General features: G+C 72.0%; 12 protein-coding genes, 1 pseudogene and 1 riboswitch. Of the genes and pseudogenes, 4 read left to right on the top strand and 9 right to left on the bottom strand.

Features of this window, described 5'->3' with window-relative positions:
- Positions 1-176 precede the first annotated feature (176 nt).
- The 3 genes and pseudogenes from ADK60_RS16625 to ADK60_RS41920 all read right to left on the bottom strand — a co-directional run.
- Positions 177-1,667 carry an MFS transporter gene (locus ADK60_RS16625; RefSeq protein ID WP_079008425.1) on the bottom strand — a complete coding sequence of 497 codons (1,491 nt, stop codon included), beginning with the start codon at positions 1,665-1,667 and terminating at the stop codon, positions 177-179.
- Positions 1,668-1,811: 144 nt separating this feature from the next.
- On the bottom strand, positions 1,812-2,162 hold the full coding sequence (locus tag ADK60_RS16620) for a DUF2382 domain-containing protein (RefSeq protein WP_053646833.1): 351 nt from the start codon (positions 2,160-2,162) through the stop codon (positions 1,812-1,814).
- 604 nt (positions 2,163-2,766) lie between these two features.
- Positions 2,767-3,132, bottom strand: a pseudogene (locus ADK60_RS41920) (PRC-barrel domain-containing protein); the annotation flags it as partial.
- Positions 3,133-3,366: 234 nt separating this feature from the next.
- Positions 3,367-3,470: riboswitch (glycine riboswitch) on the top strand.
- A gap of 240 nt (positions 3,471-3,710) precedes the next feature.
- On the opposite strand from ADK60_RS41920, the gene gcvP reads away from it, so the two are divergent.
- Positions 3,711-6,611 (top strand): aminomethyl-transferring glycine dehydrogenase, encoded by a 2,901-nt coding sequence (gene gcvP / locus ADK60_RS16610; protein WP_053646829.1) that lies wholly within the window; start codon positions 3,711-3,713, stop codon positions 6,609-6,611.
- A gap of 205 nt (positions 6,612-6,816) precedes the next feature.
- On the opposite strand, the gene ADK60_RS16605 is transcribed toward gcvP, so the two are convergent.
- Positions 6,817-7,008 (bottom strand): DUF5999 family protein, encoded by a 192-nt coding sequence (locus ADK60_RS16605; protein WP_045943307.1) that lies wholly within the window; start codon positions 7,006-7,008, stop codon positions 6,817-6,819.
- A 408-nt stretch (positions 7,009-7,416) separates the two neighbouring features.
- On the bottom strand, positions 7,417-8,037 hold the full coding sequence (locus ADK60_RS16600) for a hypothetical protein (protein ID WP_045943308.1): 621 nt from the start codon (positions 8,035-8,037) through the stop codon (positions 7,417-7,419).
- 363 nt (positions 8,038-8,400) lie between these two features.
- Between ADK60_RS16600 and ADK60_RS16595 the strand changes: the two genes are divergently transcribed.
- Both ADK60_RS16595 and ADK60_RS16590 read left to right on the top strand, forming a co-directional pair.
- On the top strand, positions 8,401-9,906 hold the full coding sequence (locus ADK60_RS16595) for a glutamate-cysteine ligase family protein (RefSeq protein ID WP_053646827.1): 1,506 nt from the start codon (positions 8,401-8,403) through the stop codon (positions 9,904-9,906).
- A 141-nt stretch (positions 9,907-10,047) separates the two neighbouring features.
- The gene (locus tag ADK60_RS16590; RefSeq protein WP_045943310.1) at positions 10,048-10,836 is read left to right on the top strand and encodes a CPBP family intramembrane glutamic endopeptidase; all 789 of its coding nucleotides are present in this window, start codon (positions 10,048-10,050) and stop codon (positions 10,834-10,836) included.
- 29 nt (positions 10,837-10,865) lie between these two features.
- Here ADK60_RS16590 and ADK60_RS16585 read toward each other — a convergent pair whose 3' ends face one another.
- A complete protein-coding gene (locus tag ADK60_RS16585) occupies positions 10,866-11,285 on the bottom strand; it encodes a hypothetical protein (RefSeq protein WP_199839681.1) in 420 nt (139 codons plus the stop codon).
- Here ADK60_RS16585 and ADK60_RS16580 point away from each other — a divergent pair.
- Positions 11,284-12,885, top strand: a complete 1,602-nt coding sequence (locus ADK60_RS16580; protein WP_079008423.1) for a recombinase family protein — start codon at positions 11,284-11,286, stop codon at positions 12,883-12,885. The two genes, ADK60_RS16585 and ADK60_RS16580, sit on opposite strands and share 2 nt — an antisense overlap.
- A gap of 61 nt (positions 12,886-12,946) precedes the next feature.
- Here the strand turns inward: ADK60_RS16580 and ADK60_RS16575 are convergent, their stop codons facing one another.
- The 3 genes from ADK60_RS16575 to ADK60_RS16565 form a co-directional block, all read right to left on the bottom strand.
- Positions 12,947-13,168: a hypothetical protein gene (locus ADK60_RS16575; RefSeq protein WP_053646823.1), complete on the bottom strand. Its 222-nt coding sequence runs from the start codon at positions 13,166-13,168 to the stop codon at positions 12,947-12,949.
- A gap of 24 nt (positions 13,169-13,192) precedes the next feature.
- Positions 13,193-13,387 (bottom strand): hypothetical protein, encoded by a 195-nt coding sequence (locus ADK60_RS16570; RefSeq protein ID WP_053646820.1) that lies wholly within the window; start codon positions 13,385-13,387, stop codon positions 13,193-13,195.
- On the bottom strand, positions 13,384-13,567 hold a 184-nt coding region (locus ADK60_RS16565; protein ID WP_199839680.1), incomplete at its 5' end, for a hypothetical protein. The genes ADK60_RS16565 and ADK60_RS16570, both read right to left, overlap by 4 nt.

Genomic DNA, 13,567 nt, shown 5'->3' with positions numbered 1-13,567 from the left:
GACCGGGGGAGGGCTGAGCGGCGCCCTCGCCGGGGGTGGGAACGAAGCGGCCCCACCCGGCGGGGGAGCCGGGTGGGGCCGCTTCGTGTCCGGGCCGTGGACGGTCGCGATGCCCTCGGCGACCGTCCTGGTCCGGTCCCCGCGCCCTGTCCCTGGGCGCGGGGCGGGACGCCTCGTCAGGCGTCGGTCTTGACCGGCTCGCGGCCGGAGGAGAGGTCCGCCGTCGTGTTGCCGGAGGCCACCGCGGTGGTCGGCCTGACGGTGCGGATCAGGAACGGGACGGCGCCGGCCACGATGCAGACCACGGCGGCGGTCCAGAACGCGTGCTTGTAGGCGTCCAGGGTGGGCAGCGCGATCGGGATCGGCAGCTTCATGGTGTCGCCGGTGAGGATGGCGGCCATGACGGCGGTGCCGATCGCGCCGCCGACGGTGCGCAGCACGGCGTTCATGCCGTTGGCGATGCCGCTCTGCTCGACCGGGACGGCGCCGTTGATGTAGGCGGGCATCGCCGAGAAGGCGAGGCCGATGCCGAGGCCGAAGATGGCCGAGGAGAGGTAGATGTCCCCCTCGTGGCTGTGCCGCATGGCCAGGTAGGCCATCGCGACGGCGCCGAGGACGCCACCGAGGACCAGCGGCAGGCGGGGGCCGCGGCGGGCGATCAGCAGGGCGCCGAGCGGGGCGGCGACCATCGAGCCGAGGGCGGAGGGCAGCAGCATCACACCGGCGTGCAGCACGGTGGCGGTGAAGCCGTAGTGGGCGAACTTCTCCGGGGTCTGGGCGAAGTTGCTGATCACCATGAACGAGCCGTACATGCCGAAGCCGATCAGCAGGCCGGCCAGGTTGGTGAAGGCGACGGCCGGGCGGGACATCATCTTCATGTCGACCAGCGGGTGCTTGACCTTGACCTCGATGACGCCCCAGAGCAGGGCGACCACGGCGGCGACGGCGAACAGGCCGAGCGTCTTGGTGGAGGTCCAGCCCCAGTGGTTGCCCTGGCTGACCGCGACCAGCAGGGCGGAGAGCCAGCCGGCCAGGGTGATGGCGCCGAGCGGGTCGGCGCCGCCCTCCTTGTCGGTGACCGGGTCGCTGGGCACCCGGAAGGCGACCAGGGCGATCGCGAGCAGGCCGAAGGCCAGGCCCATCCAGAAGATCGACTTGTAGCTCCAGTGCTCCAGCAGCAGGCCGGTGGCGACCAGGCCGAGGCCGCTGCCGACGCCCATCGAGGCGCTGATGGCGGCGACGCCGCCGGTCACCTTCTGCTTGGGCAGCTCGTCGCGGACGATGCTGATGGCCAGCGGGAGCACGCCACCGCCGGCGCCCTGGAGGACGCGGGCGACGACCAGCCAGGTGAAGGAGTGGGTCGAGACGGCGAGCGCGGAGCCCGCGACCAGGCCGGCGAGCGAGATCAGCAGCATCGGCTTGCGGCCGCGCAGGTCGCCGAAGCGGCCGAGCAGCGGGGTGAGCACGGCGGCGGACAGCAGATTGGCCGTCATCAGCCAGGTGATGCTGGAGCCGGAGACGCTCAGTTCCTTGGCGAGCGAGGGCAGGATCGGAACGACCGCGGTCTGCACCACGCTGAACGACAGCATCGCCAGGATGAGGGCCGGCAGGACCCGGGCGCTGCTCTGCTTCTCGGTCGTGGTGGTGGGCTGTGGTGCCTCACTCACGGTTGCTTCCTTCCGTACATAGTGAATGAACTGAAGTAACCATGCAGGGAGATACTTCAGTGTGTCAAATATTCATTGGTTAAGCCTTGGTAAAAAGGAAAGACCCCGGCCATGATCGGCCGGGGTCCAACGGTTCCGTGCGGGTCAGGCGAGCGGCCGCAGCGGAGCCGGGCGGGCCTGGTCCTCGACCGCCGGATGGGCGGCCTGCCGGGCCGGCGCGTGCGCGGCGGACGGCACCGGGGTCGAAGCGGCCGCGGTGTTGTCGTGGACCTCGACGTGCTCGCGGCGCAGCTCGTCCCGGACCACCTCCTCGGCGGTGTACCGCTCGACCACCAGGCGGACCCGCTCGATCGGCGCCAGGTACTTGCGGACCACCGGGCGCTCCTCGCGAAGGGTCACCTCCTCCACCGCCTCGGCGATCTCCTTCTCGCTGAGCGCGGCCCGCTCCGCGTCGCCGACCGGCATCCGCTCGACCCGGACCCGCTCGCGGACCACCGCGACCCGACTTCCGCCCGCCCGGGCCCCTCTCGGGCCCCCCCCCCCCCCGCCGCTCCACCGGCTCGCTGGTGACGTACTTGCGCAGCTTTGCGGTGCCCAGCACATGCCACTCGGTGGTGATGTCCAGGCGCTCCTCGCGGCAGGTGATCTCCACCGGGCCGCTGGGGGCGGAGGCGGCGGGGCCGGCGGCCTCGGGGTGCGCGGTGCCCGCGGCGGGGACGGCGGCCGGGGCGGCCGACGGGGCCGCCGGGGTGTGCGGGCGCGGCTCGGCGGCCTGCTGCGGCGCGGCGGGTGTCGTAGTGGTGGGCAGGGGCGTGGCGAGGGTCCGCACGGGGGCCTCCGGGGCGGGGTCGGACGGCTTGCCGAGGTCGGCGGCCGGGCTCGGGACGGGAGTGGGGGACTGGTGGAGGCCGAGCGGCTTGGGCGGATGCGCGGTGCCCGTGCCGTTGGTCGTACCGGTGCTGTTGCCGGTGTTCGTGACGTTGGCGGGGCCCGGGGCGTTGGTGGCGCTCGTGGTGTTGGCGGCGGCCGCGCCCACTGCGGCCGTGCCCACCGCGGCCGTTCCGGCTGCCGTGCCCCGGTCGGCGGTGGTGCCGAAGTCGAGATCGGCCGGTTTCGATCCCGAGTCGTCACCCGCCGACGGCCGGCCGTCCACCGGGGTGTCCAGCCCGTAGTAGCGGTAGAGCTGAAGCTCCTGGGCGGGCGACAGGTGCTGGCCGACGCCGAAGTCCGGTGATTCCTTCACCAGGGACTTGTCGTACGGCACCCGCAGCTCGTCGCCGGAGAACTCGCTCGTGGTCAGGGGGACGAAGGCGTCCCGGCCGAAGATGCCGGTCCGCACGGCCGCCCATTCGGGCCGACCGGTGGCGTCGTCGAGATACACCTCGTCGATGGTGCCGATCTTGTCCCCGTTGCGGTCGACCGCCTTGTGGCCGATGAGGTCCCGGGGGTCGATGTCGGTCTGCACTCATTCCTCCAGTGCGGTGATCCTGCGGAACTCCCGCAGGACGACGGCCGGCCCGCCCGCCCGGTCCGCCACTTCACACCAAAAGCCATGAACCGGACCCGCGCGACCGGGGCGGGGCCGGACGGGCGCGGCGCTGAGCCGTCCGGGGCAGGCCGGGTGCGCGGCCCCGGCGGCGAAGTGACCGGACGCACCCGTGATCGTCGGGCCTCCCGCTGGTACCCTGGGCGCGACCGCCGAGCCCGCGCGGGAGAGTCCCCGGCAGTGGAAACCGCTGGTCGGGGCGCCGAAGGAGCAACTCCTCCCCGGAATCTCTCAGGCATCCGTACCGTGCGGGATAGGTCACTCTGGAAAGCAGGGCAGGAACGCGGGCGAGGGAGCCGGCGGACCCCACCCTCACCGACGGTGCAAGCCGGCGGGGCGTCCCACGGCGCTCCGCGCGGGCGAAGCTCTCAGGTCCCGATGACAGAGGGGGAGGCCTGTCGGGTTCGTCCGACCGGGTCCTCCGCTGTTGTCCGCAGCGGCGAGGCACCCCGGCGTGCGCACCCCCGCCGGTCCGTGACCAGGAGGCCTCGACCACCATGAACGCCCAGCCGAACTCGGGACGCCCCACCACCCCCGCGACCCTCACCGAGCTCGAACAGGCCAGCCCCTTCGAGAACCGCCACATCGGCCCCGATGCCGCTGCCCAGGAGAAGATGCTGGCCCACGTCGGCTACGGCTCGCTGGACGAGCTGGCCACCGCCGCCGTTCCCGAGGCGATCCGCTCGATCACCGCGCTGGACCTGCCCGACGGCCGCTCCGAGGCCCAGGTCCTGGCCGAGCTGCGCGAGCTGGCCGACCGCAACTCCGTCCTCCGGTCGATGATCGGCCTGGGCTACTACGGCACCTTCACCCCGCCGGTGATCCTCCGCAACGTCATGGAGAACCCGGCCTGGTACACCGCCTACACGCCGTACCAGCCGGAGATCTCGCAGGGCCGCCTGGAGGCGCTGCTCAACTTCCAGACCCTGGTCGCCGACCTGACCGGCCTGCCCACCTCCGGCTCCTCGCTGCTGGACGAGGGCACCGCGGCCGCCGAGGCGATGGCCCTGGCCCGCCGCGTCACCAAGGTCAAGGGCGGTGTCTTCCTGGTCGACGCCGACACCCTGCCGCAGACCGTCGCGGTGATCAACACCCGTGCCGTGCCGACCGGTGTCGAGGTGGTCGTCGCCGACCTGTCCGAGGGCATCCCGGCCGAGATCGCCGAGCGCGGCGTCTTCGGCGTGCTGCTCCAGTACCCGGGCGCCACCGGCGCGGTCCGCGACCTCGCCCCGGTGATAGAGCAGGCCCACGGCCTCGGCGCGATCGTCGCCGTCGCCGCCGACCTGCTCGCGCTCACCCTGCTGAAGTCCCCGGGCTCGCTCGGCGCCGACATCGCCTGCGGCACCTCGCAGCGCTTCGGCGTGCCGATGGGCTTCGGCGGCCCGCACGCCGGCTACCTCGCGGTGCGCGCCGAGTACGCCCGCTCGCTGCCCGGCCGCCTGGTCGGCGTCTCCGTCGACACCCACGGCAACCGCGCCTACCGTCTGGCCCTGCAGACCCGCGAGCAGCACATCCGCCGCGAGAAGGCCACCAGCAACATCTGCACCGCCCAGGTGCTGCTCGCCGTGATGGCCTCGATGTACGCCGTCTACCACGGCCCCGACGGCCTGGCCGACATCGCCCGCCGCACCCACCGCTACGCCGCCGCGCTGGCCGAGGGCCTGCGGGCCGGCGGGGTCGAGCTGCTGCACGGCGAGTTCTTCGACACCGTCACCGCGGTCGTCCCGGGCCGCGCCGCCGCGATCGCCGCTGCCGCCCGTGCCAACGGCATCAACGTCTTCCAGGACGGCGAGGACCGGATCTCGGTCTCCACCGACGAGACCACCACCCGCGAGGACCTGGCGGGCGTCTGGGCCGCGTTCGGCGTCGAGGCCGTCGAGGTGGCGGAGAACGCCGACAGCCTGCCCGCCGCGCTGCTGCGCGAGGACGAGTACCTGACCCACCCGGTCTTCCACAGCCACCGCTCCGAGACCGCCATGCTGCGCTACCTGCGCCGCCTGTCGGACCGGGACTACGCGCTGGACCGCGGCATGATCCCGCTGGGCTCCTGCACCATGAAGCTCAACGCGACCACCGAGATGGAGTCGGTGACCTGGCCGGAGTTCGGCCAGCTGCACCCCTTCGCGCCGGTCGACCAGGCCGCGGGCTTCCTCACCCTGATCCGCGGCCTGGAGCAGCAGCTGGTCGAGGTGACCGGCTACGACGCCGTCTCCATCCAGCCGAACGCCGGTTCCCAGGGCGAGCTGGCCGGTCTGCTGGCCGTCCGCGCGTACCACCACGGCAACGGCGACACCCAGCGCGACATCTGCCTCATCCCGTCCTCCGCGCACGGCACCAACGCCGCCTCCGCGGTCATGGCCGGCATGCGGGTGGTCGTGGTCAAGACCCTGGTCGACGGTGACGTCGACGTCGAGGACCTCAAGGCCAAGATCGAGCAGCACCGCGACAACCTGTCCGTGCTGATGGTCACCTACCCGTCCACCCACGGCGTGTACGAGACCCAGATCACCGAGATCTGCGGCCTGGTGCACGAGGCCGGCGGCCAGGTCTACGTCGACGGCGCCAACCTCAACGCCCTGGTCGGCCTCGCCAAGCCGGGCAAGTTCGGCGCGGACGTCTCGCACCTGAACCTGCACAAGACCTTCTGCATCCCGCACGGCGGCGGCGGCCCCGGCGTCGGCCCGGTCGCGGTGCGCGCGCACCTCGCGCCGTACCTGCCGAACCACCCGCTGCAGGCGGAGGCCGGCCCGGCCACCGGTGTCGGCCCGATCTCGGCCGCCCCGTGGGGCTCGGCGGGCATCCTGCCGATCTCCTGGTCCTACGTCCGGCTGATGGGCGGCGAGGGCCTCAAGCGCGCCACCCAGGTCGCGGTGCTGAGCGCCAACTACATCGCCAAGCGGCTGGCCCCGCACTTCCCGGTGCTCTACACCGGCCCCGGCGGCCTGGTGGCGCACGAGTGCATCATCGACCTGCGCCCGCTCTCCAAGGAGACCGGCGTGACGGTGGACGACATCGCCAAGCGCCTGATCGACTACGGCTTCCACGCGCCGACCATGTCGTTCCCGGTCGCGGGCACGCTGATGATCGAGCCGACCGAGTCCGAGGACCTGCACGAGATCGACCGGTTCTGCGACGCGATGATCGAGATCCGGGCCGAGATCGAGAAGGTCGGCTCGGGCGAGTGGGCGGCCGACGACAACCCGCTGCGCAACGCCCCGCACACCGCCGCCACCCTGGCCGGCGACTGGGCGCACGGCTACTCGCGGCAGGAGGCGGTCTTCCCGGCCGGCGTGAACCCGGCGGACAAGTACTGGCCGCCGGTCGGCCGGATCGACGGCGCGTACGGCGACCGCAACCTGGTCTGCTCCTGCCCGCCGATGGACGAGTACGGCGCCTGATCCCGGCGCGCCGTCCGGACCGGACGGCGAACGGAACGGCATGCGACAGGGCCCCGGCGGGTTTCCGCCGGGGCCCTGCCCTGTGGTGCTCCGTGGTGTCCTGTGGTGCTTGTGGTGCTCCGTGGTGCTCGGCTGTGCCTGCGGCTCGGGCGGCTGGTGCTGCCGGGGTGCGGCCGGTGCGTCGCCCCCGGGTCGGCCCGGCGGCTCAGACCGCGCTGGCGGCCGGACGGCGCGGGGCGATCACCCGGCCGTCGGGCAGCAGCTCGCCGGTGTCCTCGAAGAGCAGGACGCCGTTGCAGAGCAGGCTCCACCCCTGTTCCGGGTGACAGGCCACCGTGACGGCGGCCTCGCGGTCCTCGGACTCGGCCGACGGACACTCAGGACGGTGCTGGCACATACGCGTACCCTCGCTTCGCTCCGCGATCCTCCCCGTGATGCGGTGCCGCCGGATGGCCGTCGGGCGCCGCCGCGGCGGTCGGATCCTGTCCGGCGCCGGGCCAGGTGTGGACCGGCGCTCAAGTGGGTAGGACAGGAGGTCCTTCCACGCTGGTTCCCAGTGTCGGCATCCCGGGACCCGCGCGCAGCGATTTCGTGACACGCGCCACAACCCCCGGCCAGAGATCACCCGTTCAGGTGGTGAGCGGCCGGAATCGGTGCCGGACGGGTCATGGGTCCGACCGTCCGTCCGGGCCATGCCGGATGGCCCGGACGGGTGGGGCCGGACGGGTGAGCCGATCGGGTGGGGCCCGACGGAGGTCGGCGAGGCGGTCGTCGACGGGTGGTCGGCGAGGCGGTCGTCGACGGGTCAGAGCGCCCCGGAGGCGAGCCGCGCCGGATCGGCGTGGGTACCGAGGAGCAGCGGGCGGGCGATCGGTGAGCGGGCGAGCGGGCCCCGGGCCAGGACCGGCAGCAGTTCGGCGGCCGGGTGGGCACGGTGCGCGGTGACCCCCATCGGCGCCGGGGCCAGTGGGATCAGCAGATCGGCGCCGGGACCGCCGTCCGGACTGTGCAGCCACAGCGCCGTCGCGTACTGGCCCGGGAAGGTCAGCAGCCTCGGCTGGCAGCGGGTCCGGGAGGCCTGGGCGAGCTGCCACGCCTGGCGCAGTGCTCTGACGGTCGAGTCCAGATAGGGGCCGGCGGTGAAGTGCGAGAAGGCATGGCCCTCGGGGCCCTGCACCACCTCGGCCGCTGCCGCGACCTCGGTGCCGTCCTTGATCAGGAAGCGCCATCCGGTCCGGCGGGCGGCGGCGAGTTCGGCCCGCGGCCCGTCCAGGACGTGGACGGCGAGCGGGTGCGCGGGGAGGAGGGGCCCGGTCGGACGGCGCAGCGCGGCGGCGGCGGGCTGGCGCAGCGCTGTCTCCGAGTCGAGTGCGGCGAGCACCGCGCGCAGGGCACTGGGCGGGGGCTGGGGGGTCTGCAGAGTCATGGCAAGGTCGCCTCTCCGTGCGAGATCGGCGTGCGAGTGCGGCATACCGGCATGGCGGGTGCGTCGGCGGTGACGGGACCTGGGCCTTGTCCGGTTGGGCAGGATCGCGGTGCCGGCGCGGCGGCCGTCCTCGGGTCTCGGGCGATGGCCGGCCGCGCCGTTGGCGCAGTGCGAATTCTACTCGAACAGGTGCGCAGGGTGACCTGTTTATCACAGGCGGTGGCGCCGGGCAAGTCGGCAGTTGAGCTGAAACAGCGTCAGTTCCCTTGCATTGCAAGCCATTCGAAGCATTCGGGTATCGATCTTCGGGGTGGGCATGATGCTTGCACGGTCGAGGGCCGGCCGGCTCAGGAGGAGGGGACCATGGGCGAGAAGGTCGTGGCGACTCGAGCGGAACTGTCGGACCGGCAGATGTACCGCCGCAAGCTCCAGTCCTGCCTGGAGGCGCTCGGCCGGATGCTCCGCGAGGACCGCTTCGACCGTCCGAAGGCCGTGATGGGCCTGGAGATCGAGCTCAATCTGGCCGATGAGCAGGGCCTTCCGGTGCTGAACAACGCGCAGGTGCTCACCTCGATCGGCTCCGCCGACTTCCAGACCGAGCTCGGCCGCTTCAACATCGAGGTCAACATCGCGCCGCACCGGCTCGGCGGACACGTCTTCGAGGAGCTGCGCGAGGAGATCGACACCGGCCTGCGCTACGCCGACCGGAGGGCAGGGGAGGCCGGTGCGCGGATCGTGATGGTCGGCATCCTGCCGACCCTGGAGCTCGACCACACCGGGCTCGACGCGATGTCCCACAACCAGCGGTACAGCCTGCTCAGCGACCAGATCCTGGCCGCCCGCGGCGAGGACATCACCCTGGACATCGAGGGCGTGGAGCACCTCGAACTGGACTCGATCACGATGGTCGCCGAGGCCGCCGCGACCTCGCTGCAACTCCACCTCCAGGTCACCCCGGAGCGGTTCTCCTCGGTCTGGAACGCCGCCCAGGCGATCTGCGGGCCGCAGCTCGCGCTGGGCGCCAACTCGCCGTTCCTGTTCGGCCGGGAGCTGTGGCGGGAGACCCGGCCGGTGCTGTTCCAGCAGGCCTGCGACACCCGTTCGGCGGAGCTCAAGGCCCAGGGCGTGCGGCCGATCACCTGGTTCGGCGAACGCTGGGTGGACTCGGCCTACGACCTGTTCGAGGAGAACCTGCGGTACTTCCCGGCGCTGCTGCCGATCTGCGACGACGAGGACCCGGCGAAGGTGCTGGCCTCCGGCGGGGTGCCGAGGCTCGCCGAGATGCGGCTGCACAACGGCACCATCTACCGGTGGAACCGGCCGGTGTACGACGTCAGCGGCGGTGTGCCGCACCTGCGGGTGGAGAACCGGGCGCTGCCGGCCGGGCCGACCGTGGCCGACACGCTCGCCAACGCCGCCTTCTACTACGGCGTGGTGCGGGTGCTGGCCGAGCAGTCCCGGCCGATCTGGACCAGGCTGCCGTTCGAACTGGCCGACGAGAACTTCCGGCAGGCGGCCCGGTACGGCATCGACGCGGAGTTCCAGTGGCCCCGGTCCGGCCGGGCCGGGCGCGGCGGCGGGACGACCTCGGTCTCCGCCGTCGACCTGGTGCTCAACGAGCTGCTGCCGATGGCCCACCAGGGGCTGGACGCATGGGGTGTGGAGCCGGCCGACCGGGACCGCTACCTCGGCATCATCGAGCAGCGCTGTCTGCGCCGGACCAACGGCGCGGCCTGGCAGAGCGCGACCTTCCACCGGCTGCGCGAGCAGTACGGGACGGACCGCCCGTCCGCGCTCGCGGCGATGACCCGGCGCTACATGGAGCACATGCGCGGCGGCGAGCCGGTGCACACCTGGCCGGTGGGGTAGGCCCCGCCCCCGGATCCTCCCCCGATCCACCCCGGGGCCCGCGCGGCGGGCTGTGGAAGGATGACCGCTCCGGTCCGCCGTCGTCGTCCGCCGGTGGCCGGAGCACCGTCCGCCCGCCGCCGTCCGCGCTGGAGCACCCCCGTGACGACCGTTCCGACCGCACCGGAGACCGCGAAGCCGACCCGTCGGCTGCTCGGTGTGGAACTGCTGACCGTCCTCGGCCTCTCGCTCGGGGCGAGCGGTGTCGGCGCGCTGATCAGCTTCACCGGCTCACTCACCGAGACCCTGAAGCTCGGCCAGCAGGTGGCCACCCTGAACGGCTCGCGCGCGCCCGGACGGCCCTGGCTCGACCTGGTCTGGCAGCTCTACTACATCGGCCGCGGGCTGATGCCGGTCGTGCTGGTCGGCTACCTGCTGGTCCGCGAGGGCGTGTCGCTGCGGGTGCTGGGCTTCGACCTCGGGCAGAAGCTGCGCGACCTCGGCCGGGGCGCGGCCGTGGCGGCGGCGATCGGCGGCTCCGGGCTGGTGCTCTACCTGGGCTCGCAGGCGGCCGGCTACAACCTGACGGTCGCGCCGTCCGGGCTGCCGGACGTCTGGTGGCGGATCCCGGTGCTGGTCCTCTCGGCCTGGCAGAACGCGATCCTGGAGGAGGTCGTCGTCCTCGGCTACCTGCTGCGCCGGGTCACGCAGCTGGGCTGGACGTGGCCGGCCGCGCTGGCGGCGAGTTCGCTGCTGCGCGGTTCGTACCACCTGTACCAGGGGGTCGGCGGGCTGGTCGGGAACATCGTGATGGGTGTGGTGTTCTGCCTGCTGTACCGGCGTTGGGGGCGGGTGATGCCGCTGGTGGTGGCGCACGCGCTGATCGACACGGTGGCGTTCGTCGGGTACGCGCTGCTGGCCGGGCACGTCGGTTGGCTGCCCACCGGCTGACCGGGGAGGACACCGCGGGGCCGCGACTGTCAGCCGGCCGCCCGGCGCTTGACCGGGGACGTCGCGCCGGGTCGCGGCGGGCGGGACAGCAGCCGGTCCACGTGGCGCCGTTCGAGCCCCTCGCCGGGGTCGATCGGCAGCAGCACCCGGTCGCGCCGCCAGAGCGAGCCGCGGACCAGACGGGGCGGGATGACGTCGTCGATCCAGGCGAAGGGGCGGCCCGCCGCGTAGCGCAGCAGGGGCGCCCACTTCCGGGCGGAGAACATTTCCATCAGCGGGACACGCGGGTCGCCGGGCTGCGGGACGTAGCCGGTGAAGCGGACGAAGGGCAGCTCGGGCAGGCCGATCGCCGGGGAGATGTGGGTATTGGCGTGTTCTTCCCAGGAGGACGGGTCGACCTTGCACCTCCAGGATGCAGGCCCGTTCCGCTGACTGGAGAGTGGAACCATGGCCCGCAAGCCTGCCGGAATCGTGCGCTACGTCGATCTGCTTCTTAGGAAGTCGCAGGTCGTCAGGCATACCGCTGCCCGGGACATCCTGTCTCTGAAGGCGCAGGAGACGCGGGGGCGGGCGTGGGCCAAGCGGAACGGATACGTTATCCGGCGGATCTTCCGCGAGAACCTTTCGGCCTACAAGAAGGGGGTGAAGCGTCCCGAGTTCGAGGCGGCGGTGCACGCGCTGCTCGAAGGTGACTCGGATTGCCTGTGGGTGTACGACTCCTCGCGGTACAGCCGCCAGGGTGCGGGCGACGTGCTCAAGATCCTGGACGTGCCGGGCAAGCGCCTCGTGTTCGACCTGGACCGGTTGGACACCGACGTCGAAGCCGACCGCTCGCGCATCATCGGCAAGGCGGAGGACGCCCGCGAGTACAGCCGGGTCCTGTCGGAGAAGGTCAGGGAAACCAAAGCGACGCAGCGCGACGAGGGCAAATGGCTGGCGATGCCGCCTCTGGGGCTGAAGGTCACCAAGAAGCGCAAGCTCAAGCACGGCAAGCTGTGGCCGATGATCGAGCGCATCCACCGGGAGGCCGCGGAGGGCCTGTCGAACCGGAAGATCGCGCTGGGGCTGACCGCCGACGGCTTCCGGGCGACGCGGGGCGGCCCGGTGCGGTCGAACACGGTGGGGAAGATTTTGCGTAACCCGGTCTACCTCGGATGGCAGGTGGTGACCGTGAACGGCCACCACCAGCTCTACCTGAATGCCAAGGGCAAGCCGGTGCGGGTGTTCGCCAAGGGTGTGGAGACCATCCCGCAGGAGGTCTGGGACAAGCACCGGAAGATCGCGGCCAAGATCGACCGGCGCAAGAACCTGCCGACCGTGAAGGAACAGGAAGAGAAGCCGGTCGAGCGCTCCCCGGCCTCGGGACTGATGTACTGCGATGGCGGGGGCCGCGACCCGAAGAAGCACCACAACGCCACGATCCACGGAAGCTCGTTCCGCTGCGGCCCGCTCAACCTCGGCTTGACGACCTGCCCCGACCCGGTGAGCGGAATGCGGACCACGGTGGAACGCGTCCTCGCGGAGGAGTGGCGCAAGAAGGTGACCACAAGCAGCCCGCTGGACCCCGTGATGATGGCCGTCGCGGAGAACTGGGTGGCGCTGGCGAACCCGGAGGAGAGCCAGAAGGAGAGCGACGCCCGGGGACAGATCAAGCTGGCGGAGGAAGCCGTCGCCAAGCTCGACCGGCTCAACGCGGGCGGCGCGTACACCGGCCGCGACGGCGAGGCAACGTTCATCAAGCTGCGCCGCTCGGCGGTGGAGGACGTGGAGAGCGCACGCGAGGAGTGGCAGGCGGTGGCCAAGCCGATGGCGGACATCTCGGTCCTGCGAGACCCCGAGCGCTGCCTGAAGCTGTGGGAGTCCGGGGACGCTCACTACCGGGGCCAGCTTCTTCGGCTGGCGATCGAGCGGGTGTACCTGAAGAAGGCCCCTTACCAGGGGGCGCGGCTGAAGGCGGACCGGCTGGTGATCGTGTGGAAGAAGCCGCGTGGGTGGGAGCCGCCGAAGAAGAAGGAGAAGGAGGAGACGCCCGGAGCGGGCGAGTCCTGAAACGTAGAAAAGGCCCCCGGTCAGCACTGTGCGAGCAGTGCCGGCCGGGGGCCTTGGTGTGTCAGGAGACGAGGGTTTGAAGGATGGCGAGGGCCAGCCTGCGGGTGCGGCCGATGTCGGCCAGGAGGGGTACTGCCTTGGCGGGGACGCGCGGGGAGTCCAGCAGGGCTCGGGCTTCGGCGGTGCTGACGTACTGGGTCAGCAGATACTCGCCGTTTCGCCGGTCGGCTTGGAGCACACTGAGAACCACCTCGGCGATCACCCAGCATTCGGGCTCGCTCATATGCCTATCAAACCATCCGGAAGGTCACCATCCGGTGCTTTCGATGGCACTGACGAGGTCCAGCGCCACGTGCTCCGGAAGAGGGACGACCGTGCGGGTGATCTGACTTGGCGCGTGGTGCTCGGTCTCGATCACGATGACGCGCACCCCCGCCGGGGTCCGGGCCTCGTAGGCGCGGGCGGCGTGGTGGACGACGGCGTGGACCACGGGGAGGCTCACGCTGCTCCCTTCAGCAGGTAGTTCGCCATGGCGATCTTGGAGGCGACTCCGGCGTCCGGGCCGAGCAGTTCGGAAGCGCGCAGGAACGCGCGCTCGCGCTCGGCGGTGCCGGGCTGCGGGAGCATCGTGTCGGCGAAGGTCGGCGGCTGTGGGGCGGGGTAGGTGGGCGGGGCGGGCGGG

It is taken from the genome of Streptomyces sp. XY431 (assembly GCF_001279805.1).
GTDB lineage: Bacteria > Actinomycetota > Actinomycetes > Streptomycetales > Streptomycetaceae > Kitasatospora > Kitasatospora purpeofusca.
The sequence above is the reverse complement of the archived record's forward strand: the minus strand, read 5'-3'. Positions and strand labels throughout refer to the sequence as shown.

Excerpts from the sequence above, each read along its gene's own strand:
- ADK60_RS16605 (WP_045943307.1), bottom strand. The coding sequence starts at position 7,008 with ATGTGCCAGCACCGTCCTGAGTGTCCGTCGGCCGAGTCCGAGGACCGC.
- ADK60_RS16595 (WP_053646827.1), top strand. The coding sequence starts at position 8,401 with ATGGGCGAGAAGGTCGTGGCGACTCGAGCGGAACTGTCGGACCGGCAG.
- ADK60_RS16600 (WP_045943308.1), bottom strand. The coding sequence starts at position 8,037 with ATGACTCTGCAGACCCCCCAGCCCCCGCCCAGTGCCCTGCGCGCGGTG.
- ADK60_RS16575 (WP_053646823.1), bottom strand. The coding sequence starts at position 13,168 with ATGAGCGAGCCCGAATGCTGGGTGATCGCCGAGGTGGTTCTCAGTGTG.
- gcvP (WP_053646829.1), top strand. The coding sequence starts at position 3,711 with ATGAACGCCCAGCCGAACTCGGGACGCCCCACCACCCCCGCGACCCTC.
- ADK60_RS16585 (WP_199839681.1), bottom strand. The coding sequence starts at position 11,285 with ATGGTTCCACTCTCCAGTCAGCGGAACGGGCCTGCATCCTGGAGGTGC.
- ADK60_RS16580 (WP_079008423.1), top strand. The coding sequence starts at position 11,284 with ATGGCCCGCAAGCCTGCCGGAATCGTGCGCTACGTCGATCTGCTTCTT.